This window comes from Vogesella perlucida (assembly GCF_979366545.1).
In genome coordinates, this window is record NZ_CEETRO010000005.1 from 146076 (window position 1) to 166806 (window position 20731).

The following is a 20731-nucleotide window of genomic DNA, read 5'->3' on the forward strand; positions in this document are numbered from 1 at the left end:
TGTGGATCAGGGTTCGGTGTGCAAGCCGATGATATTGCCCTCGCTGTCGGTAAACAGCCCGATCTGGCCGTTGCCATCCGGCAGCGACATCTCGGGCAGCACCATCCGGCCGCCGTGCCGGCTGGCGCGGGTCAGCACGGTACTGACGTCGGGGCTGCCATCCAGGTAAATGCGTGTGCCATGGGCAGCAGGCTGCAGGCGCGGGCTGGCCATGATGCAACCGCTACTGTCGGGGAAGACGGCGATGCGGTCATCCATGAAGTGTTCTACTTTCAGTTCCACGTGAAACACCTGCTGGTAAAACGCGACGGCACGGTCAAAGTCGGTAGCGGGGATTTCAAACCAGTGAATCATCTTGCTCATGGGGTGTCTCCTGACAGGTTCGCCGGCTGGCTGTTGTCAGGCACTATGCTGCAGGCCTGCTGACAGCATTCTGTCAGCAGGCGGGTGATGGCGATTGTGCGGTGGCAAAACGGCAACAGCCAGTCGTACGGCGGCGCGCCATTTACCGGCGCGCTTTTTGCTTTTGCACTAAAGCGCGGCGCACTGGGTATGATCACCCGCTGCGTGCTCGCACGGCAGCACTGGGTTCAGGCTGCCAGCGCGCTGGCTAACTGGCTAAAAGGAAAACATTTTCTGTCTATGTGTGGCTACCAGACATGCTCACTGTCATGACTCAACCCGCCTCCCCGCGCCAAGGCGTGGCGCTACGGCGCCGCATCGCCCTGGCCTTGCGGCGCTCGCGGCACTGCCAGGACAGTGGCCAGCACCAGTCGGGCGTGCAGGCTGCCGAGGAGGCCTTATTGCTGTGCGAGCTGCCGCAGCACCGCCCGCAATGGCAGCAGGCCATGGTGCAGTTGGCTTTGCACCAGTTCCGGATGGGCCATTTTGCCGATGCGGTACGCAGCGGGCTGGAGGTGGCCGCCACACTGGATTTTGCTGCCGATGCCGCCCAGCGTGCGGAGGTCTTGTGCGTGGTCGCCATTGCCTGCAACGAAATGGGCCTGATGCAGGATGGGCTGAAATACGCGCTGGAAGCCCTGGCCGCCGCGCGCACCAGCAACGACACCGCGCAGATGATCAACGCATTGAACCGTGCCGGCGTGTGCACCTATGGCGCACTGGGCGATAGGGAGCAAGGCGAGCAGCTACTGCGCCAGGCCGCCGAGCAGGCCCGGCTGGCAGACCTGCCGGTGTTGCTGTTTGCCGCGCGAAACAACCTGGGTACCCTTTACAGTAGTGAGGGGCGCAAACAGCTAAAACTGGGCAAGCAGGCCGAAGCCCGCCATCTGTTGCAAAGCGCTTTGCAGCATTACCACGATGCCTGGCAAAGCGTGGCCCATGCAGGCAACCGCCACCAGTGGGCCATGCTGCAAACCAATCTGGCCGAAGCGTATGTGGACCTGGGCGAGTTCGACCACGCCCGCGCTGCGCTGGCCGAGCTGCGCCAGACGCTGGCCGGCAGCGACTTTCACTCGCTGCAGCGTAATGCCGACCTGATCGAAGCCACCCTGCTGCAACGTAGCGGCCGGGTAGCCGAGGCGGTGGCCGCGCTGCAGCAGATGCTGGCGTTGCCGGGCAATATGATCGAATTCGACATGCGCCACTTTGCGCAGGAAGAGCTGTACCGGCTGTACAAAGAGAGCGGCCAGTTCGAGCTGGCGCTGGCCCAGCTGGAAGCGATACGCCACAGCGAGCACGAACAAAACGAGCAGCGCAGCAGCACGCAGGGCTGGGCCATCCGCAAAGAGCTGGAAATCACCAGCGTGCAGCTGGCCGCCGAGCGCGAGCGGCTGCAGGCCGAGCGAGAACGCCTGCGTGCCGCGCAGCTGGAGGCAGAAAAAGTAGTGACCGAGGCGCGCATGAGCGAGCTGGAGCAAGCCGTGCTGATCGACCCGCTCACCGGGGTAGGGAACCGCCGCTGTCTGGATCAGCAAGGCCCGGCCAGGTTGGCCGCATTGGGCCCGCAGCTGCACGGCATGGCGGTGGTGGTGGTAGACCTGGACCATTTCAAATCCATCAACGACCGTTTTGGCCATGCGGTAGGCGATGAAGTACTGAAAAAAGTGTCGCAGATCATGGTGTTACGTACCCGGGGCAGCGACCTGACCGTACGTTTTGGCGGCGAAGAGTTTGTGCTGCTGCTCATGGAGCAGTCGCTGGACAGCGCGCTGGCCTGTTGCGAGCGGCTGCGCCTGGCCATCCTGGATTACAGCTGGCACGAGGTACACCCCTTGCTGCACGTTACCGCCAGCTTTGGCGTGCACTGGTGCCATGCTCCGCAGCCGTGGGCGCATGCGCTGCGCCAGGCCGACCTGGCCTTGTACCAGGCTAAACGCTACGGGCGGAACCGCCTGCAGCTGGCGAGCCTGGACTAACCCCGCTGGGTGCCACAATAAAAAAGCCGCCAGAGAATGGCGGCTTTTTTTTACGGGTGCGCGGTCAAGGCAGCAGGCGGAACTGATGCTGCCAGCGCAGCAGCCAGCGCTGGCGCGAGTGTGCGTCGGTTTGGTCTTCCTGCCATTCCAGCGATACCTGCTGGTGTTTGGCCGGCTGCCAACGCAGGCGCACGCCCAGGACTTCGGGCTGATGCTGGCTGCTAGCGATGCCGGCTTCCTTGGCCAGCATGGCGGCGTTGGTGCCGGTCAGCGTGTGCTGCAGGCGCAGGCGCTCGTAGCGTACGCTGGCATCCACCCCGGCCAGTAGCGGGGCCGCGGTGGTGGCTTCTACGGTTAGCCAGTCGGTACGGCCATCGTAGTCTACCTGCCCGGTAGCGCTGCCCAGTGTGCCTTGTTCTTGCCGGCTGCCTAGTGCGCCGCGCAGGGTCACACTGTAGAGTTGGCCGCGTGCGGCCAACTCCAGCCACTGGCCTTCGCCACTGAGGCAGGCCAGCGTGCGCTGGCAGCCGCTGGTGCCACCATGGCTATGGCTGTGGCCGTCGCCAGCCAGCGCGTTCTGGCGGCTGACACGCGGCGTATCTGCGGCGGTCAGACCCAATTGCAGCGGACCCAGGTCTTGTTCCAGCGCCAGCAGCCACAGGCCGGCCTGGGTGCCTGCGCGGCGGGTGCCGGGGTTGCTTTCGCCACGCAGTGCCGACAGCGTCAGGCGGCGGCCAGGCTGTTGCAGCTGCAGGGCCAGGCCGCTGTCGTGCCAGTGGTCGTGGCCACCGGTGAGCAGTGTATCGCGCAGGCTGCTGCGCCCCCACTCGTCGGCAGCCAGCGCTTGCGCCGGGCTAAAGCGGCCAGCTTGCAGCGCCAGGCTGCCGGGGATGGCGGCCCAGCGCAGCCAGGCCTGGTCGTTGGCCAGCTGTTCGCGTTCGCGGTCGTAGCTGACACCCCACTGTGTTTGCAGGCCTGGCAGCCAGTTGGCCTGCCAGGCGAGTGTGCTGCGGTCGGCATTCAGCTCGCGCAGGTTGGTGGCAGCCGGGTGGTCTATCTGCACCAGTGCCGCCGGGGCACTGTGGCTGCCACGGCCTTGGCGCAGGTCCAGATCCAGCGTGAGCTGCTGGGTTGGGGCCGCGCTATCGGTATCGGCATCATGGCTAAGGCCGTCGTGCGCCCAGCTGCCGGCACTACTGGCCAGCAGGGAAAGGATTGCTATAGCGCGGGCTGGTGAGGAGTGTGTCATCGGTAAGGGTCTTCAAAAAAGCAATAATGTCCTGCTTGTCCTGGGCGCTCAGGTTGATGCGCGTGATCAGGTCGCTCTTGTACGGGTTCAGGCGGCCATCGCCAGCGTGCGGGCCACTGCTGATGTTGCGCCCGCCAGCTGCGTAGAAATCCAGTACTTCTTCCAGCGAGGCGATGCTGCCGTCGTGCATATAGGGTGCCGTCTTGGCGATATTGCGCAGGCTGGAGGCGCGGAAGGCGCCCATGTCGGCCGGCAGGCTGGTGAACTCGAACAGGCCACGGTTGGGGAAGGGAAAGCCGCCTTGGCCGTCAATGTTGTACAGGCCGGTGTTATGGAAGGCGCGTTTGACTTCCGGGCTGCCCAGGTGGTTGGTCTGGTCGTTGAAGTTGAAGCTGCCATGGCAGTGGAAACACTCGGCGGTTTCACCCATGAACAGCTGCATGCCGCGCAGCTCTTCGGCGCTGAGGACGGTTTTTTTCTGCAGGTAGCGGTCGTATTTGCTGTCAAAGCTGAGCAGGCCGCGCTGGAAGGTGGCAATGGCTTTGATGATGTTCGGGAAGTTGATCGGCTCGCCATTACTGCCGAATACCTCGGCAAAGCGTTGGCGGTAGCCGGTGTCGGCCTTGAGGCGTGCCAGTACGGCGTCTTTGTTGTTGTCGTTGACGCCCATTTCCACCGGGCTATCGCCGAACAAAGGCACTTCCATCTGGCGCTCCAGCGTGACCAGTGCCGGGTTGGCCCAGGTGTAGGTGCTATGCCAGGCGCTGTTGGCCAGGTGCTGGGCATTGCGATGGGTCAGCTCGCCGGTACTGCCAGGTGATACCGCCAGGCCATCGGTAAAGGCCTTGTCCTGATGGTGGCAGCTGGCGCAGCTTTGCGTACCGTTACCGGACAGGCGTTTGTCGTAGAACAGCTGGCGGCCCAGCTGGAACTTGGCTTCGCTCATCGGGTTATCTGCGGGCACCACCGGGGTGGGTACGTCGGCCGGCAGATTCCATTGCCAGGCGGTCGTGTTGCGTGAGGGATCGTTGGTGGTGGTGCCGCCGCCGGCACCACCACCGCCCAGACAGCCACTGAGCAGTGCTGCACTTGCCAGGACGGTGATGGTGTTACGCATGGTTACAGCGCCTCGGTACGGAACAGGTTCTGGTTGCTGCCGTCGCCCTTGGGTTGGCCGGCATCGCCGTGGCCGGGTGCGCTTTCGGTCAGGTTCAGGTCAAACTGTTTGAAGATGGCAGCACATTCCGGGTCGGTTGTGCCGGCCATGCAGCCAGACGAGCCGCCCAGGTCTTTACTCAGGTCGGTTTCACTGAACAGTTTGGCCAGGTCGAGCACGACTTGCTGGGTAGCAGGGTTGAATGCCGGCAGTTTGATGGTGGCGCGGTTTGCGTTGGTGCAGCTGACGCTTTCGCCGTTGACCGGGTTGCCGGCGCAGCCGGTAGAGCCCATGTGCAGCATCCAGAAGGTGAGCGTGGATGCAGCCTTGTAGTTGGCGTCGCCGGGGTTACCTACTGCCGGGCGGGTGATGCCGCCTTGCGGTACCAGCTCGATGCGGCTGAAGCGGCGGCCTGCCTGCCAGCTCCAGGACATGCCGGCCAGGTTCAGCGGGGCCGGTGCCACGTCGTAGCTGCTGTGGTTCAGCGAAACGGTTTTGCCTTCGCTATCCAGTGCCGATACCGGTACGCCCATCTCGAACTGGATACCGGTGTAGGTGCCTGCCGGCACTTTGCCGGTGACCACTTTGTTCATGCTGGGGGTGCCGTAGCCGCAACCTTGTGTACCGCCGGTGCCATCCTCGAAGTCCAGCAAGGCGGTGTTCAGGTATTGCCACTGGTTCTGGTCCAGCTTCAGTTCGGTGGGGTTGCCCTGGCTGTCGATCAGCTTGACCTTGCTGATATAGAAACGGGCATCGGCCACGGTAGCATTACTGTTGCTGGTACCCAGCTGGGTCAGGGTGGACTGGCAGGTCACTGCCTGGCTGCCTGCCTTCATGGCAAAGCGAACGCTCACGGTCTGGCTATTGTCTGTTGTGCTGGTAGCCGGGGCAGCGCCGCCGCCACCGCCGCCGCCCAGCAGGCAGGCGCTCAGCAAAAGTGGCAGGGGCGCCAGTGGGAGCAAGTTTGTACGCATGTTGTGGTTCTCTCTTGTATCGATATTGAAACAAAAGAGAATTATCCAGAAACATGACGTATTGATAGTGCGGCAAATTGTCGCATTGCTGCGGCGATTTGCCGCAAAAACAGCGGATTTTTGACCAATATCAGGCGGATTACACCCCGTTAATCCGCTTTTCCATCATCAGGTAGGGCGTGCCACCCAGGCCGGACTGGGCAAAGCCCTCGCCCTGGTACAGGTTGCGGCCAACGTGGTTATCGGCGCGGACTTCCAGCGTGACTTTGGCGCAGCCACGGGCGCGGGCGGCGGCCTCTACCGCCTGCATCAGTGCCCTGCCCAGCCCCAGGCCGCGTGCGGCGGGCAGCACGGACAGGTCGTGCAGATTGCACACCGGGGCAGCGTAAAAGCTGGAAAACCCCAGCACACACAGTGCGTGGCCTACCGGCTGGCCGCCCTGCTCGGCAATCAGCGCAAACAGGCCGGGGTGCTGCGCCAGCGCGGCGGGCAGCTGTTGCCGGGCGTGCGCGGACAGCCCTTCGCCGCCGCCCATGGCGTCGCGGGCGTAGGCGTCGGTCAGTTGCATCAGCAGCTGGCAGTCACCGGCATCGGCCAGGTTGGCCGCACGGATGGCCAGGGTGCTCATGGCGCGCTGCTCGCGGCGGGCGGCGTGGTATTTTTGGGCAGATACAGCGGGCCTTTATAGCCGCAGGCGCTGACAGTGAGGGATAGCAGGGCAAGCAGGAGTGCAGTACGCATACGGAATCCGGGTGCTATGGCAAAATGGCAGTCTATCAGGCCGTTGCCGCACTGCCCAAGCAGTGCCGCGTGCGGCCAACCTTGAGACAGGATGACACCATGACCGAAAGTGATTTTCTGGGCCTGACCGATGGCCTTTTCCGCCGCATTGAAGACGCGCTGGAAGACGCCGGGCTGGATACCGACTGCCTGATCAACGGCAACGTAATGGAAATCGAGTTTGAGGACGGCACCAAGATCGTGGTGAACCGCCATGTGCCGAACCGTGAAATGTGGATTGCCGCCAAAAGTGGGGGGTTCCACTTTGCCCTGCGCGAAGATGGCCAGTGGCTGGCCGCGCGTGACGGTGCCGAGTTTGGCGCCACGCTGTCGCAGGTGGTGAGCGCGGCTAGCGGCGAAGCGTTTAGCTTTGTCGTATAAATGACAGAGCTGGCCCTGCTGGCTGGCCTGGCAGCGTCGGCTTTTTTGTCGGCCACGGTACTGCCGGGCAATTCCGAGCTGGCGCTTTCTGCCCTGTTCTATCAGCAGCCAGCTTTACTGTGGCCTGCCGTGCTGGTGGCCAGCGTCGCCAATACAGCGGGGAGTGCCACCAGCTTGTGGCTGGGGCGCCGCGCGCCGGCCAAGGCGCTGCCGGCGCGTACGGCGGGCTGGTTTGCCCGCTTTGGTCCGGCGGCCTTGTTTTTAAGCTGGGTACCCCTGCTGGGCGATGCGCTGCCGCTGGCGGCCGGCTGGCTGCGGCTGCCGTGGTGGCCCTGCCTGCTATGGTTGGCCGCAGGCAAGACGCTGCGTTATCTGTTGCTGGCCTGGGGCCTGCAGCAGTGGTTGTAAGGCGTGGTAGACGGCAGGGCGTACGCCACCAGCTGCCGTGTACGGAAATCCGGACGCACAGCCCGGCGGCGACACCGATACAATAGCGTTTTGCTGGCCTGCGCGGCCGTGCCGGTTTGTTGGCCGGTAGCGTGCGGGGCAACACCGATTTTGCAAGCTGCCACACCCTGGTCGGTGCGGGCGGCTTTCGTTTTTTGAAGAACTGAGCGTGCCATGAGCAAACATATTCCGCGCAAGCGTTTTGGGCAGAACTTTCTGCAGGACCAGCGCGTCATCGAAGACATCGTTAATGCCGTTGGCGCCCAGCGCAGTGATGTGGTGGTGGAAATCGGGCCGGGCCTGGGGGCGCTGACACGACCGCTGCTGCAGCGTCTAGACCACCTGCATGTGGTGGAAATCGACCGCGACATCATCAGCCGTCTGCGCGGCGAGATCTCGCCCAAGCGCCTCACCATTCACGAAGGCGACGCGCTGGCGTTTGATTTTGGCAGCGTATGCGAGGGCCAGTTCAAGCTGGTTGGCAACCTGCCGTACAACATTTCCACCCCGCTGCTGTTCCACCTGGCCTGCTATGGCAACCGTGTGACCGACATGCACTTCATGCTGCAAAAAGAGGTGATCGACCGCATGGTGGCGGAGCCTTCTACGCCTGATTACGGCCGTTTGACAGTCATGTTGCAGTATCGCTTCGATATGGAACAGATCTTGCTGGTACCACCAGGAGCGTTCTACCCGCCGCCAAAAGTCGATTCGGCGGTGGTACGGATGATTCCGGATGCGGGCCGTTGCGGCATAGCCGACAACGAAACCCTGCTGGAAGAGCTGGTGGCCCAGGCGTTTGCCCAGCGTCGCAAGACACTGCGCAATAACCTGAAAGGCCTGGTAAGCGACGAGGAGCTGGCATCGGTAGGCATCGATGCAGGCTGGCGTGCCGAAAATGTCAGCGTGGCGCAGTATGTCGCGCTGGCCAACCTGGTAGCCCGTCGCAGCTGAGCCGTGTTGCAGTGCGCCTTGTGCGCGCTGCCCGGCATGGACACAATCCGGAACATACCGGCCTGGCACAAGACTGCGCTACGCAGCGGCCGGGCCAACGCCAACAGGTGGAAAGAGAGAAACCATGATTCGTTTCAATAATGTACACAAGTGGTTCAAGGACCTGCACGTGCTGAATGGCATCAATCTGCAAGTGCAGCAAGGGGAAGTGGTGGTCGTTTGCGGGCCGTCCGGCTCGGGTAAGTCCACGCTGATCCGCACCGTGAACCAGCTGGAAAGCATCAACGAAGGGGAAATCTGGGTAGACGGCAAAAACGTGGCCGACCCCAAGACCAACCTGAATGCCCTGCGTGCCGAAGTCGGCTTTGTGTTTCAGCATTTCAACCTCTACCCCCACCTGTCAGTACTGGACAACATCACGCTGTCGCCTATGAAGGTAAAGGGCATGGACCGCGCCGCTGCCGACAAGCTGGCGGTAACGCTGCTGGAGCGCGTGGGCCTGGCGCACAAGAAAGACGCTTTCCCCGCCATGCTGTCCGGCGGGCAGCAGCAGCGCGTGGCGATTGCCCGTGGCCTGGCCATGGAACCTCGCGTGATGCTGTTTGACGAACCTACCTCGGCACTGGACCCGGAAATGATCGGCGAAGTACTGAAGGTCATGAAAGATTTGGCCGAGTCGGGCATGACCATGATGGTTGTCACCCACGAAATGGGCTTTGCCCGTGAAGTGGCCGACCGCGTGGTGTTTGTCGACCATGGCCAGATAATCGAAGAGGCGCACCCTGAGCACTTCTTTACCAACCCTCAGCACGATCGCGCCAAGCAGTTCCTGCGCCAGCTGCTGACACCGATGAACTGAATCGCAGTAAGCCGCACCGGTGCCGGCGCGGCCTGAATAAAAGCAACATCACTTGAGAAACTGGAGAAACTTATGCGTTTTACTACCCGTCTGCTGACCACTGCTGTCATCGCTTCCGCCTTTGCCGCCCCGGCTATGGCAAATACACTGGAAAAAATCAAGGATTCCGGCGTGATCGTGCTGGGTCACCGCGATGCCTCCATCCCGTTCAGCTACCTGGCTGACGGCCCGAACCCGATCGGCTACTCGCACGACCTGCAGCTGAAAGTGGTAGAAGCCGTGAAAAAACAGCTGAAAATGCCGAACCTGCAAGTGAAGTACAACCTGGTGACTTCCCAGACCCGTATCCCGCTGGTACAGAACGGTACCGTGGATCTGGAATGTGGTTCCACCACCAACAACCTGGAGCGTCAGAAGCAGGTGGCTTTCTCGGTAGGTATCTTTGAAATCGGTACCCGCCTGATGACTGCCAAGACCTCCGGCGTCAAAGACTTCCCGGACCTGAAAGGCAAGAACGTGGTGACCACTGCCGGTACCACTTCCGAGCGTCTGCTCAAAGCCATGAACGCCGAGAAGCAGATGGGCATGAACATCATCTCTGCCAAAGACCACGGCGAATCGTTCCTGATGCTGGAATCTGGCCGCGCCATCGCGTTCATGATGGACGATGCCCTGCTGTACGGCGAAATGGCCAAGGCCAAGAACCCGGCCAACTGGGTGGTAACCGGCAAGCCGCAGTCTTTCGAAATCTACGGCTGCATGCTGCGTAAAGACGACCCGGCCTTCAAGAAAGTGGTAGACGACGCCATCAAGGCGACCTTCAAGTCTGGCGAAGTGAACAAGATCTACAGCAAGTGGTTCATGAGCCCGGTGCCGCCAAAAGGCCTGAACCTGAACTTCCCGATGTCCGACGAATTCAAGGAACTGGTTGCCAAGCCGACCGACAAGTCCGCCGAGCAGATGTAATACCTGCATGAACGCCCAAGCGGGTTTGTTCAGGTTGCGGCCAACGTAACCGGGCCGGGGGCTTGCCCCCACCCGCTTGCGAAGGGGCGCGGCTTGCGCCCCTTTTTCTTTGGAGAAGTGTATGAATTACAACTGGGACTGGAACGTCTTTTTCAAGTCCACCGGTATCGGCAGCGAAATCTATCTGGACTGGTTCGTTTCCGGCCTGGGCTGGACCATCGCCGTAGCCTTGGTGGCGTGGATTGTGGCGCTGATCATCGGCAGTGTGCTGGGCGTGATGCGCACCCTGCCCAACAAGCTGTTGTCCGGTATTGCCACGGTCTACGTGGAGCTGTTCCGTAACGTACCGCTGCTGGTACAGCTGTTTATCTGGTATTTCATGGTGCCCGACTACCTGCCCGAATCCACGCAGGTATGGTTCAAGCAAGAGCTGAACCCGGCGACCTCCGCCTATATCTCGGTGGTCGTGTGCCTGGCGCTGTTTACCGCGGCCCGTGTGTGCGAGCAGGTACGCACCGGTATCCAGGCCTTGCCCAAAGGCCAGAGCGCAGCTGCGCTGGCAGTGGGCTTTACCCTGCCGCAAATGTATCGCCACGTGCTGTTGCCGCAGGCCTTCCGCATCATCATTCCGCCGCTGACCAGCGAATTTTTGAACATCTTCAAAAACTCGTCCGTGGCGTCGCTGATCGGCCTGATGGAGCTGCTGGCGCAAACCAAGCAAACTGCCGAATTTACCGCCAATATGTTTGAGGCCTTTACCCTGGCCACGCTGATCTACTTTGTACTGAACATGAGCCTGATGACGTTCATGAGCTGGGTAGAGAAAAAAGTGCGTATCCCGGGCATGATGGGAGGAGCCAAATAATGGATTTCAGCCAGATTATTCCTTCAATGCCGGGCCTGGTGGACGGCATGCTGATGACGCTGAAGCTGCTGGCCTTGTCGGTAGTGGGGGGCGTGGCGCTGGGTACGGTGCTGGCGCTGCTGCGCCTGTCCAGCAACCCGCTGCTGTCCGGTTTTGCCAAAGCCTATGTGAACTACTTCCGTTCCATTCCACTGCTGCTGGTGATCACCTGGTTCTACCTGGCGGTACCGATGCTGCTGAACTGGATCACCGGCACCTTCGTGTCGGTGGGTGCCTTCACTTCTTGCCTGGTGGCCTTCATGATGTTTGAAGCCGCCTACTACTGCGAGATCGTACGTGCCGGTATCCAGTCCATCTCCAAGGGCCAGGAAAACGCTGCCTACGCGCTGGGCATGAACTACGGCCAGGCCATGCGTCTGATCATCTTGCCGCAGGCTTTCCGCAAGATGATGCCGCTGCTGCTGCAGCAGTCCATCATCCTGTTCCAGGATACCTCGCTGGTGTACGCCGTGGGCCTGATGGACTTCCTGAACGCTGCCCGCTCCAAGGGCGATATCGTTGGTTTGCCGCATGAGTTCCTGATTTTTGCCGGTGCGGTGTACTTTGTGATCAGTTTCGGCGCGTCCCTGTCGGTGAAGCGCCTGCAAAAGAGGTTTGCGGTATGAGCATGATTTCCATCAAGAACGTCAGCAAATGGTACGGTGACTTCCAGGTGCTCACCGATTGCACCACCGACGTGAAAAAAGGCGAAGTGGTGGTGGTGTGCGGCCCGTCCGGCTCCGGCAAGTCCACACTGATCAAAACCGTTAACGCACTGGAGCCGTTCCAGAAGGGCGACATCATTGTGGACGGCACGTCGGTAGGCGACGCCAAGACCGACCTGCCCAAGCTGCGTAGCCGTGTGGGCATGGTGTTCCAGCATTTCGAGCTGTTCCCGCACCTGTCCATTACCGAAAACCTGACCATCGCACAGGAACGCGTACTGGGCCGCAGCAAGGACGAAGCCATGCAAAAAGGCCTGCACTATCTGGACCGTGTTGGCCTGAAAGCGCACGCGCACAAGTTCCCCGGCCAGCTGTCTGGCGGCCAGCAGCAGCGCGTGGCGATTGCCCGTGCGCTGGCCATGGACCCGATCGCCATGCTGTTCGACGAGCCAACGTCCGCGCTGGACCCGGAAATGGTGAACGAAGTGCTGGATGTGATGGTAGAGCTGGCGCAGGAAGGCATGACCATGATGTGCGTGACCCACGAAATGGGTTTTGCGCGCAAGGTCGCCCACCGTGTCATCTTTATGGACCGCGGCAGCATTGTGGAAGACTGCGCCAAGGAAGAGTTCTTCGGCAATATCGACGCCCGCTCCGAGCGCGCCCGCCAGTTTCTGTCCAAGATCCTGCAGCACTAAGCCGTATACGTTGGCCGCCGCTGTGCGGCCAACGTTTCACATGAAACGCGGTACGCGCTACGTCGCCCAGCCCTTCGCATTGCGAGGGGCTTTTTTATGGAATTTTGTAAGTAAACCGGCAAGTCGCGGCTTCAGCTTTTTAGCGATGAACGAGTGCTGGTGGGGTTTCTTCCACATGGGCAGGGGGGCTTACCCCAGGTAAAGAAAGTATTTTTTTATTGAATGCCACAAGTGAAATAAAGCGGTAAAACGATATCGCCTGATGGTGCAATAAATGTGCTGTCAGGGAGTGTTGTTCAGTCCGGGCTTGGGCTACCATCGACCCGTCAATACCCGAATGTCTGTCATGTATTCCACGATCTACCTTGGCCGCCAGCCTATCGTCGATGCGCAGCAAAAGCGCGTGGCCTACGAGCTGCTCTTTCGCTCCGGGCCAGAAAATCGCGCCCTGTTTCAGGACGACGTCAACGCTACGGCAGCGGTGATCCGCCATGCTTTTATCGACCTGGGCTTGTCCAGGGTGCTGGAAGGCTGCCCGGGGTTTGTGAATGTCAGTGAAAAGCTGCTGTTCAGCCCGGTGCTGGACTTGCTGCCGCCCGATACCATCATTCTGGAAATACTGGAAAGCGTGGAGCTGAACGCGTCGGTATACGAGCGCTGTGCGCAGCTGAAGGCGCGTGGCTACCAGCTGGCGCTGGACGATGTGTGCGACATTACCCCCGACATGTTGCCGCTGCTGCCGCTGGTGGACTATCTGAAGTTCGACCTGCAGCAAGTATCGTTGTCGGCCCTGCCCGGCCTGCTGCAGCGGCTGCAAGGCTTCCGCGGCCAACTGCTGGCGGAAAAAGTCGATACCTTCGAGCAATACGAGGCGTGCAAGCAGCTGGGTATCGGGCTGTTCCAGGGCTACTTCTTTGCCCGCCCTACCGTGATGAGCCATAACCGCGCGCACCCGCACCGCGCCCTGCTGCTGCGCCTCCTGGGCCTGGTGATGAAAGACGCGGATGTGGCCGAACTGGAGAGCGTGTTCAAGGCGGCGCCGGATATGGTGGTGGGCTTGCTCAAGCTGGTGAATGCCGCCGAATCGTACCGGCAGCCGGTGGGCTCCATTCGTGAAGCCATCATTACGCTGGGCTCATCCAGGCTCAAGCGCTGGGCGCTGATCATCCTGTTTGCTGCCGACTGCCGCCCGTCGCAAGGCCCCAGCCCGCTGCTGGAAATGGCGGTGGTGCGCGGCCGCATGATGGAGCTGTTGGCCGACGATGCCGGTATCGACCCCGACGAGGCCTTCATGACTGGCGTACTGTCGCTGGCAGACTCGCTGCTGGCGACGCCCATGGCCGAGCTGGTCAGCGGCCTGGCCTTAAGCCCGGACGTGCTGCAGGCTCTGCTGGCGCGTAGCGGGCCGCTGGGTCAGCTTTTGGCACTGGTGGTGCTGGGCGAGTGCCAGGAGCAAGGCTCGCCGCTACCGGATATGGATGCCGAGCGTTTTAATGCCTTGCAGTTGTCTGCCTTGGCGTGGGTGCGCGAAACCTGGCGCGATGATTTCCTCGGCTAAAGGTTGGCCGCAGGCAGCAGCAAACAGAAAAGCCGGCATTTGCCGGCTTTTTGCATGGCACGTATCACTTACACGATATCGAGGTGATCCAGCCCGTCCAGCGGGTTGTGTTGCTTGGCTTTTTCGCTGTAGAGCTTGATCTGCAGGCGCAGGTCGTTGATGGAGTCGGCGTTGCGCAGCGCGTCTTCGTAGCTCACCAGGCCGGCCTCGAACAGCTGGAACAGCGCCTGGTCGAAGGTTTGCATGCCGGACTCTTTCGAGCGGCCCATGACCTCCTTGATGCCGGCAATCTCGCCCTTGAAGATCATGTCCGAGATCAGCGGGCTGTTCAGCAGGATTTCTACCGCGGCGGTGCGGCCTTTGCTGCCTTTTAGCGGTACCAGACGTTGCGAGATGATAGCGCGCATATTCAGCGACAAATCCATCAGCACCTGCTGGTGGCGCTCTTCCGGGAAGAAGTTCAGGATGCGGTCCAGCGCCTGGTTGGCGTTGTTGGCGTGCAGCGTGGCCAGGCACAGGTGGCCGGTTTCGGCAAACTGCAGGCCGTACATCATGGACTCGCGGTCGCGGATCTCGCCCATCAGGATCACGTCTGGCGCCTGACGCAGCGTGTTTTTCAGCGCTACCTCCCAGCTTTCGGTATCTACACCGATCTCGCGCTGCGTGATGATGCTTTTCTTGTGGTTGTGTACGTACTCGATGGGGTCTTCGATGGTGATGATGTGGTCGGCCGTGGTGCTGTTGCGCCAGTCCACCAGCGCTGCCAGCGAGGTAGATTTACCCGAGCCGGTGCCACCGACAAAGATCACCAGGCCACGTTTGATCAGCGCAATGTCCTTCAGCACGTCCGGCAGGCCCAGGCCGTCCAGCGAGGGGATCTCGGTATTGATCTTGCGCAGCACCATGCCGGCGCTACCCTGCTGTACGTAGGCGCTGACACGAAAACGGCCGATACCCGGCGGGCTGATGGCAAAGTTGGCCTCGCGGGTGGATTCGAACTCCTCGGTCTGGCGGTCGTTCATCACCGAGCGCACCAGCTCCTTGGTGTGCTGGGCGGTCAGCGGCTGCGGCGCTACCGGGGTGATCTTGCCGTCGATCTTCATGGCCGGCGGGAAGTCGGCGCTGATGAAAATATCGGAGGCGTTCTTGCTGATGGCGTGTTTCAGCAGGTCGTGAATGAATTTTGATGCCTGGTCTTTTTCCATGGCCTACCCCGCTCAGAAAGCGTCCTTGTTACTGGCTTTGGTGCGGGCTTCCTGCACCGATACGTGGCCATGGCGCACCAGCTCTTGCAGGCACTGGTCCAGCGTCTGCATGCCGTGCTGCTGGCCGGTCTGGATCATGGAGTTGATCTGCGCGATCTTGTTTTCGCGGATCAGGTTACGGATGGCCGGGGTGCCGATCATGATCTCGTGCGCGGCAATACGGCCGCTTTCGTCTTTGGTTTTGAGCAGGCTCTGCGAGATCACCGCGCGCAGGCTTTCCGACAGCATGGAGCGCACCATTTCCTTTTCGCCGGCCGGGAACACGTCCACGATACGGTCGATGGTTTTGGCGGCACTGCTGGTGTGCAGGGTACCAAAGACCAAATGGCCGGTTTCGGCGGCCGACAGGGCCAGGCGGATGGTTTCCAGGTCGCGCATTTCACCGATCAGGATCACGTCCGGGTCTTCACGCAGCGCGCTGCGCAGCGCTGCCGAGAAGCTGCGCGTCTGCGAGCCCAGCTCACGCTGGTTCACCAGCGACTTTTTGCTTTCGTGCACGAATTCGATCGGGTCTTCTACCGTCAGGATGTGCGAGTAATGATTGGCGTTGATGTAGTCGATCATCGCCGCCAGGGTGGTGGATTTACCCGAGCCGGTGGGGCCGGTCACCAGCACGATACCGCGCGGGTAGTCGGCGATGTCCTTGAAAATGCGCGGCGCGCCCAGGTCTTCCAGGGTGAGCACGCGGGACGGAATCACACGGAAGACGGCGCCGATACCGCGGTTCTGCACGAACACGTTTACCCGGAAACGTGCTACGCCAGGCACTTCGAACGAGAAGTCTGCCTCGTAGGTGTCTTCAAAAATCTTGCGCTGATAGTCGTTCATGATGTCGTACACCATATCGTGTACATCATGGTGCGCCAGCGGCGGCAGGTTGATGCGGCGGATATCGCCGTGCACGCGTATCATCGGCGGCAAGCCGGCTGACAGATGCAGGTCAGACGCTTTGTTCTTGACCGTAAAGGCCAGAAGATCAGATATTTCCATAAATTTCTCCGGGGGGTGTACGGCATCCGCAAGGCATGTCGGGCGCATTGTACTCCCACCTAATGCTGCTGCCCACGCAGGCGCTAGCCCTGGCCGGGGCAGCAATGTCGGAAACGCACCATGTCCCAATTGACTCTAGCCCTGCACGCGGTGCAGGAGCAACTGGCCGAGGCGACCCGCCTGTCTGGCCGCGACGCTGGCGCAGTACAGCTGCTGGCGGTAAGCAAAACCTTCCCGGCGGCTGCCGTGCGCGAGGTTTACGCAGCCGGGCAGCGTGCCTTTGGCGAAAACTATGTGCAGGAGCTGCAAGCCAAGGCCGCCGAGCTGGCTGACCTGGCCATTACATGGCACTTCATCGGCCCGCTGCAATCCAACAAGACACGCATCGTGGCGGAAACCGCCCACTGGGTACATTCCATCGAACGGCTGAAAATTGCCGAGCGGCTATCGGCCCAGCGCCCGGCACATTTGCCGCCGCTGAATGTCTGCGTGCAGGTCAATGTGTCGGGTGAAGACAGCAAGAGTGGCTGCGCGCCCGCCGACGCCCCTGCGCTGTTGCGGGCTGTGGCTGCCTTGCCACAGCTGCGGCTGCGCGGCCTGATGTGCATCCCGGAGCCCACGCCCGATGCGGCAACGTTGGCCGCACGTTTTGCCGTGCTGCGCCAGCTGCAGGCGCAGATGGCCGATGAGGGGCTGGCGCTGGATACGCTGTCCATGGGCATGTCGTCCGATATGGCGGCGGCCATTGCGGCGGGCAGCACCATGGTGCGTGTGGGCACGGCCATTTTCGGCGCCCGTCACTACCCGGCATAGGCTAATATCGTGGTGCAGCACGTGCTGTATACAATCTACAAAGAGAGAAACATGAACATTACCTTCATTGGCGGCGGCAATATGGCTACGGCCATCATTGGTGGTCTGACAGGCGGTGCACACCAGATCCAGGTGGTAGAACCGGGTAGCGAAAAACGCGCACAGCTGGTGGCGGACTTTGGTGTCAATGCCTTGCCAGCGTTGCCTGCGGCGTTTGGCGCAGAAGACATCATCGTGCTGGCAGTGAAGCCGCAGGTATTGCGCGAGGTGTGCCAGCAGTTGGCGCCCGCACTGGGCGGTGCGCTGGTGATTTCCATTGCAGCCGGCATCGGCATTACCGCGATGGCGAGCTGGCTGGGTAGCGAGCGCATTGTGCGTGTGATGCCCAACACCCCGGCCATGGTGGGCAAGGGGGTGTCGGGCTTGTACGCTGCGGCCAACGTGGCGCAGACAGATCGTGACAATGCCACGGCCATCATGGCCGCGGTGGGCACCACTACCTGGCTGGCGGCAGAAAGCGGTATCGACGATATCACCAGCGTGTCGGGCAGCGGTCCGGCCTATGTGTTTTACTTTATCGAAAGTATGATCGAGGGCGCAGTGCAGGCCGGCTTTGCCGAAGACGAAGCGCGCCGGCTGGTACTGGCCACGTTTGAGGGCGCGGTCGAGCTGGCACGCCAGAGCCCGCTGCCAGTGGCCACACTGCGCCAGAACGTGATGAGCAAGGGCGGCACGACAGAGCGTGCCATCCTGCGTTTCGAGGCAGAGGGCGTCAAGCAGGCAATCATTGCCGGCGCGCTGGACTGCCGTGCCCGCTCGGTAGAGCTGGGCATTGAACTTTCCAAGGACTAGGCATGCTGCTGCAGACCCTGCAATTTTTGCTGCAAACCGTAGGCGGGCTGTTCTCGCTGGTGTTACTGATGCGTTTTTACTTGCAGCTGGCGCGGGCGCCCCACAAACACCCGCTCAACCAGTTTGTGATGGCGGTCACCAACTTTGCCGTATTGCGCTTGCGCCGTCTGGTGCCTGCGTGGCACGGCTACGACAGCGCCTCGCTGTTGGCCGCCTTCCTGGTGACCCTTATCGTGAGCACCTTGGTTCTGGCCACCAGCCTGTTGCCCTACGACTTTGCTCACCCGCAAACCTGGCTGGGTCTGTGCCTGCTGTCTTTGCTGGAGCTGTTTCGGCAGTCGCTCAACCTGCTGGCCGGGGCCGTGATCGTGCAGGCCATCCTCAGCTGGGTCAGCCCTTATAACGCCATCACGCCCATTCTGGACGCATTGACCCGCCCGTACCTGAAGCCGTTTCGTGCGGCCAACGTAGGCGGTGTGGACCTGTCGCCGCTTATCGTTATCCTGATCATCCAGGTGATACAGATGCTGCCGCTGCGCGTGCTGGAGCAGCTATTCTTGATGCAACTCAAGATGGCCGTGTGAAAGAGCCAGTATTAACTACCCTGCATGCCGCCCCGACTGCGGCTTCAACCCTGTGGAGATGCTTCAATGAAAAAAATGCTGTTTGCCGCGCTGGCTATCAGCGCCTTTGCTGCCCCGGCTTTTGCCAACCTGCAGCTGGCACAAAAGAACAACTGCACTGCCTGTCATGCCGTTGACAAAAAGGTAGTGGGCCCGGCTTACAAGGATGTAGCCAAGAAATACGCTGGCGACAAGGGCGCAGAAGCCAAACTGGTGGCCAAGGTAAAAGCCGGTGGTGCCGGGGTATGGGGCGCGGTACCGATGCCGCCGAACCCGCAAGTGAGCGATGCCGACGTGAAAACCCTGGTGAAATGGGTCCTGTCGCAGAAGTAATGCGCCAGATGCCACACAGGCGGCCTGTGGGCCGCTTTTTTGTTTTTTCATCGAATACCGTGGTCATTGTTGCGTTGCCGCTTGTTATCTGTGTCGGCGGGCGCTATATACAAACATAAATCTCGCTTTGTGCAGCTGTGGCTGTTGCACTTTCCGTATGCCGTCGGTAATCTCTCACGCCTGTCTGCCACACTACCTTGCTGGAACACATCATCATGGCCAAGCTGACTGAACAAGACATCATCAACTGGTCCGGCGACGACTACATGAACGCCGACCACCTTGAGTTCTTCAAGGAGCGCTTGTTGCAGATGCAGCAGGAGCTGCTGAGCAACGCCACTGCCACCGCCAGCCACCTGCAAGAGCAGGAGGCCACACCGGACCCGGCTGACCGCGCCACACTGGAAGAAGAGTACGCCCTGGAGCTGCGTACCCGTGACCGTGAGCGCAAACTGCTGCAAAAAATCCAGTCCACCCTGCGTCTGATCGAAGATGGTAGCTACGGCTACTGTGAAGACACGGGTGAACCTATCGGCCTGAAACGCCTGCTGGCCCGCCCTACCGCTTCGCTGTCCGTGGAAGCCCAAGAGCGCCGCGAGCGCATGAAGCGCCAGTACGCCGACTGATCCTGGCCGGCTTGCTACACCACAAGGCACCCTGCGGGGTGCCTTTTGTTTTTGCACGCAAGGCTTGGCAGGCGGGGTGAGTCAGGTTAATGTTGCTGTGCAAACAAACAGATAAAGTGCAAGGACAAAGCAATGCATCGCCAGACCGACGACGTCAGAATCCGCGGCATCAAGGAACTGCTTCCCCCGATCGCCCACCTGTACGAGCTGCCGATCAACGAACCGGCCGCCGAACTCATCTACCATACCCGCCGTGATATCGCGCGCCTGTTGCGCTCGGAAGACGACCGCCTGCTGGTGGTCATCGGCCCCTGTTCCATTCACGACCCGGAAGCCGCCGAAGAGTACGCCCGCCGCCTGCTGCCGCTGCGCGAGAAATACGCTGGCGAGCTGCTGGTGGTCATGCGCGTGTACTTCGAAAAACCGCGTACCACCGTGGGCTGGAAGGGGCTGATCAACGACCCGCACCTGAACGAAACTTTCGATATCAATACCGGCCTGCGCATGGGCCGCCGCCTGCTGCTGAACCTCAACAGCATGGGCATGCCGGCCGCTACCGAATTCCTGGACATGATTACCCCGCAGTACCTGGCCGACCTGATCAGCTGGGGTGCCATCGGCGCGCGTACCACCGAGTCGCAAGTACACCGCGAGCTGGCCTCCGGCCTGTCTTGCCCGGTGGGCTTCAAGAACGGTACCGACGGCAACCTCAAGATCGCTGTGGATGCGATCCGCTCTGCCAGCGTGTCGCACCATTTCCTGTCGGTAACCAAAACCGGTCATTCCGCCATCGTGGAAACCGGCGGCAACCCGGACTGCCACGTGATCCTGCGTGGTGGCAAAGAGCCGAACTATGAAGCGCGTTTTGTGCAAGCCGCTGCCGCCGAGCTGGCCGCCGTGGGCTTGTCGCAAAAGCTGATGGTGGATTTCAGCCATGCCAACAGCCGCAAGGACTACCGTCGCCAGATGGAAGTATGCGACGACGTGGCGCAGCAAATGGCCGCCGGTGACACCCACATCTTTGGCGTGATGGTGGAAAGCCACCTGGTAGAAGGCCGTCAGGACCTGAAACCGGGCTGCGAGCTGACCTACGGCCAGAGCATTACCGACGCTTGCATCAGCTGGGACGATACGGAAAAGCTGCTGGAAACGCTGGCCAATGCCGTGAGCGCCCGCCGCCTGAAACAGGGCAGCGCTGGCAAATAAGCTGGCCACTGTTGCCTACCATGCAAAACCCCCGCGAGCGAGCGGGGGTTTTTA

At 61.2% G+C, this 20731-nt stretch carries 25 protein-coding genes; 17 read left to right on the forward strand and 8 right to left on the reverse strand.

Annotated elements, in window-relative coordinates:
* Positions 1–6: 6 nt before the first annotated feature.
* The gene (locus tag ACZ9XP_RS09145) at positions 7–363 is read right to left on the reverse strand and encodes a VOC family protein (protein ID WP_465188309.1); all 357 of its coding nucleotides are present in this window, start codon (positions 361–363) and stop codon (positions 7–9) included.
* 87 nt (positions 364–450) lie between these two features.
* Between ACZ9XP_RS09145 and ACZ9XP_RS09150 the strand changes: the two genes are divergently transcribed.
* Both ACZ9XP_RS09150 and ACZ9XP_RS09155 read left to right on the forward strand, forming a co-directional pair.
* The gene (locus ACZ9XP_RS09150) at positions 451–675 is read left to right on the forward strand and encodes a hypothetical protein (RefSeq protein WP_465188310.1); all 225 of its coding nucleotides are present in this window, start codon (positions 451–453) and stop codon (positions 673–675) included.
* Positions 672–2378, forward strand: coding sequence for a GGDEF domain-containing protein (locus ACZ9XP_RS09155; RefSeq protein WP_465188311.1), 1707 nt, complete (start codon positions 672–674; stop codon positions 2376–2378). Before ACZ9XP_RS09150 ends, ACZ9XP_RS09155 begins: the two co-directional genes overlap by 4 nt.
* Positions 2379–2442: 64 nt before the next feature.
* On the opposite strand, the gene ACZ9XP_RS09160 is transcribed toward ACZ9XP_RS09155, so the two are convergent.
* From ACZ9XP_RS09160 to lptM, 5 genes are all read right to left on the reverse strand, one after another.
* Positions 2443–3627: a hypothetical protein gene (locus ACZ9XP_RS09160; RefSeq protein WP_147686383.1), complete on the reverse strand. Its 1185-nt coding sequence runs from the start codon at positions 3625–3627 to the stop codon at positions 2443–2445.
* Positions 3572–4744, reverse strand: coding sequence for a methanobactin export MATE transporter MbnM (locus ACZ9XP_RS09165; protein WP_147686381.1), 1173 nt, complete (start codon positions 4742–4744; stop codon positions 3572–3574). The genes ACZ9XP_RS09160 and ACZ9XP_RS09165 overlap by 56 nt, the downstream gene beginning before the upstream one ends.
* 2 nt (positions 4745–4746) lie before the next feature.
* The gene (locus tag ACZ9XP_RS09170) at positions 4747–5757 is read right to left on the reverse strand and encodes an MbnP family copper-binding protein (RefSeq protein ID WP_147686379.1); all 1011 of its coding nucleotides are present in this window, start codon (positions 5755–5757) and stop codon (positions 4747–4749) included.
* A gap of 139 nt (positions 5758–5896) precedes the next feature.
* Positions 5897–6385 (reverse strand): GNAT family N-acetyltransferase, encoded by a 489-nt coding sequence (locus ACZ9XP_RS09175; RefSeq protein WP_147686377.1) that lies wholly within the window; start codon positions 6383–6385, stop codon positions 5897–5899.
* Positions 6382–6498: an LPS translocon maturation chaperone LptM gene (gene lptM, locus ACZ9XP_RS09180; RefSeq protein ID WP_147686375.1), complete on the reverse strand. Its 117-nt coding sequence runs from the start codon at positions 6496–6498 to the stop codon at positions 6382–6384. Before lptM ends, ACZ9XP_RS09175 begins: the two co-directional genes overlap by 4 nt.
* 99 nt (positions 6499–6597) lie before the next feature.
* Here lptM and cyaY point away from each other — a divergent pair, with 99 nt between their 5' ends.
* From cyaY to ACZ9XP_RS09225, 9 genes are all read left to right on the forward strand, one after another.
* A complete protein-coding gene (cyaY, locus tag ACZ9XP_RS09185) occupies positions 6598–6918 on the forward strand; it encodes an iron donor protein CyaY (RefSeq protein ID WP_017507788.1) in 321 nt (106 codons plus the stop codon).
* Positions 6919–7326, forward strand: a complete 408-nt coding sequence (locus ACZ9XP_RS09190) for a YqaA family protein (RefSeq protein WP_147686373.1) — start codon at positions 6919–6921, stop codon at positions 7324–7326.
* A 213-nt stretch (positions 7327–7539) separates the two neighbouring features.
* Positions 7540–8319, forward strand: a complete 780-nt coding sequence (gene rsmA, locus ACZ9XP_RS09195; RefSeq protein ID WP_465188312.1) for a 16S rRNA (adenine(1518)-N(6)/adenine(1519)-N(6))-dimethyltransferase RsmA — start codon at positions 7540–7542, stop codon at positions 8317–8319.
* Between the two features lie 124 nt (positions 8320–8443).
* Positions 8444–9178 (forward strand): amino acid ABC transporter ATP-binding protein, encoded by a 735-nt coding sequence (locus tag ACZ9XP_RS09200; RefSeq protein ID WP_147686369.1) that lies wholly within the window; start codon positions 8444–8446, stop codon positions 9176–9178.
* Positions 9179–9250: 72 nt separating this feature from the next.
* Complete coding sequence (locus ACZ9XP_RS09205; protein ID WP_147686368.1) at positions 9251–10144, forward strand: glutamate/aspartate ABC transporter substrate-binding protein; 894 nt, start codon at positions 9251–9253, stop codon at positions 10142–10144.
* Positions 10145–10265: 121 nt separating this feature from the next.
* Positions 10266–11009, forward strand: a complete 744-nt coding sequence (locus ACZ9XP_RS09210) for an amino acid ABC transporter permease (RefSeq protein WP_147686366.1) — start codon at positions 10266–10268, stop codon at positions 11007–11009.
* A complete protein-coding gene (locus ACZ9XP_RS09215; RefSeq protein ID WP_147686364.1) occupies positions 11009–11674 on the forward strand; it encodes an amino acid ABC transporter permease in 666 nt (221 codons plus the stop codon). Before ACZ9XP_RS09210 ends, ACZ9XP_RS09215 begins: the two co-directional genes overlap by 1 nt.
* A gap of 2 nt (positions 11675–11676) precedes the next feature.
* The gene (locus ACZ9XP_RS09220) at positions 11677–12411 is read left to right on the forward strand and encodes an amino acid ABC transporter ATP-binding protein (RefSeq protein ID WP_147686534.1); all 735 of its coding nucleotides are present in this window, start codon (positions 11677–11679) and stop codon (positions 12409–12411) included.
* 346 nt (positions 12412–12757) lie between these two features.
* On the forward strand, positions 12758–13969 hold the full coding sequence (locus ACZ9XP_RS09225) for an EAL and HDOD domain-containing protein (protein ID WP_170253685.1): 1212 nt from the start codon (positions 12758–12760) through the stop codon (positions 13967–13969).
* A 68-nt stretch (positions 13970–14037) separates the two neighbouring features.
* Here ACZ9XP_RS09225 and ACZ9XP_RS09230 read toward each other — a convergent pair whose 3' ends face one another.
* Together ACZ9XP_RS09230 and ACZ9XP_RS09235 are read right to left on the reverse strand one after the other, a co-directional pair.
* Positions 14038–15174 (reverse strand): PilT/PilU family type 4a pilus ATPase, encoded by a 1137-nt coding sequence (locus ACZ9XP_RS09230; protein ID WP_147686360.1) that lies wholly within the window; start codon positions 15172–15174, stop codon positions 14038–14040.
* Between the two features lie 12 nt (positions 15175–15186).
* Complete coding sequence (locus ACZ9XP_RS09235; RefSeq protein WP_147686357.1) at positions 15187–16224, reverse strand: type IV pilus twitching motility protein PilT; 1038 nt, start codon at positions 16222–16224, stop codon at positions 15187–15189.
* Between the two features lie 120 nt (positions 16225–16344).
* Here ACZ9XP_RS09235 and ACZ9XP_RS09240 point away from each other — a divergent pair, with 120 nt between their 5' ends.
* The 6 genes from ACZ9XP_RS09240 to aroG all read left to right on the forward strand — a co-directional run bounded on the left by ACZ9XP_RS09240 (position 16345) and on the right by aroG (position 20677).
* Positions 16345–17037 (forward strand): YggS family pyridoxal phosphate-dependent enzyme, encoded by a 693-nt coding sequence (locus ACZ9XP_RS09240; protein WP_147686355.1) that lies wholly within the window; start codon positions 16345–16347, stop codon positions 17035–17037.
* A 51-nt stretch (positions 17038–17088) separates the two neighbouring features.
* Positions 17089–17889, forward strand: coding sequence for a pyrroline-5-carboxylate reductase (gene proC / locus ACZ9XP_RS09245; RefSeq protein ID WP_465188313.1), 801 nt, complete (start codon positions 17089–17091; stop codon positions 17887–17889).
* Positions 17890–17891: 2 nt separating this feature from the next.
* Positions 17892–18473, forward strand: coding sequence for a YggT family protein (locus tag ACZ9XP_RS09250; protein ID WP_147686351.1), 582 nt, complete (start codon positions 17892–17894; stop codon positions 18471–18473).
* Between the two features lie 66 nt (positions 18474–18539).
* Positions 18540–18845: a c-type cytochrome gene (locus ACZ9XP_RS09255; protein WP_147686349.1), complete on the forward strand. Its 306-nt coding sequence runs from the start codon at positions 18540–18542 to the stop codon at positions 18843–18845.
* A 215-nt stretch (positions 18846–19060) separates the two neighbouring features.
* Positions 19061–19471 (forward strand): RNA polymerase-binding protein DksA, encoded by a 411-nt coding sequence (dksA, locus tag ACZ9XP_RS09260; protein WP_026107763.1) that lies wholly within the window; start codon positions 19061–19063, stop codon positions 19469–19471.
* 132 nt (positions 19472–19603) lie between these two features.
* The gene (aroG, locus tag ACZ9XP_RS09265; protein ID WP_147686347.1) at positions 19604–20677 is read left to right on the forward strand and encodes a 3-deoxy-7-phosphoheptulonate synthase AroG; all 1074 of its coding nucleotides are present in this window, start codon (positions 19604–19606) and stop codon (positions 20675–20677) included.
* Positions 20678–20731 lie beyond the last annotated feature (54 nt).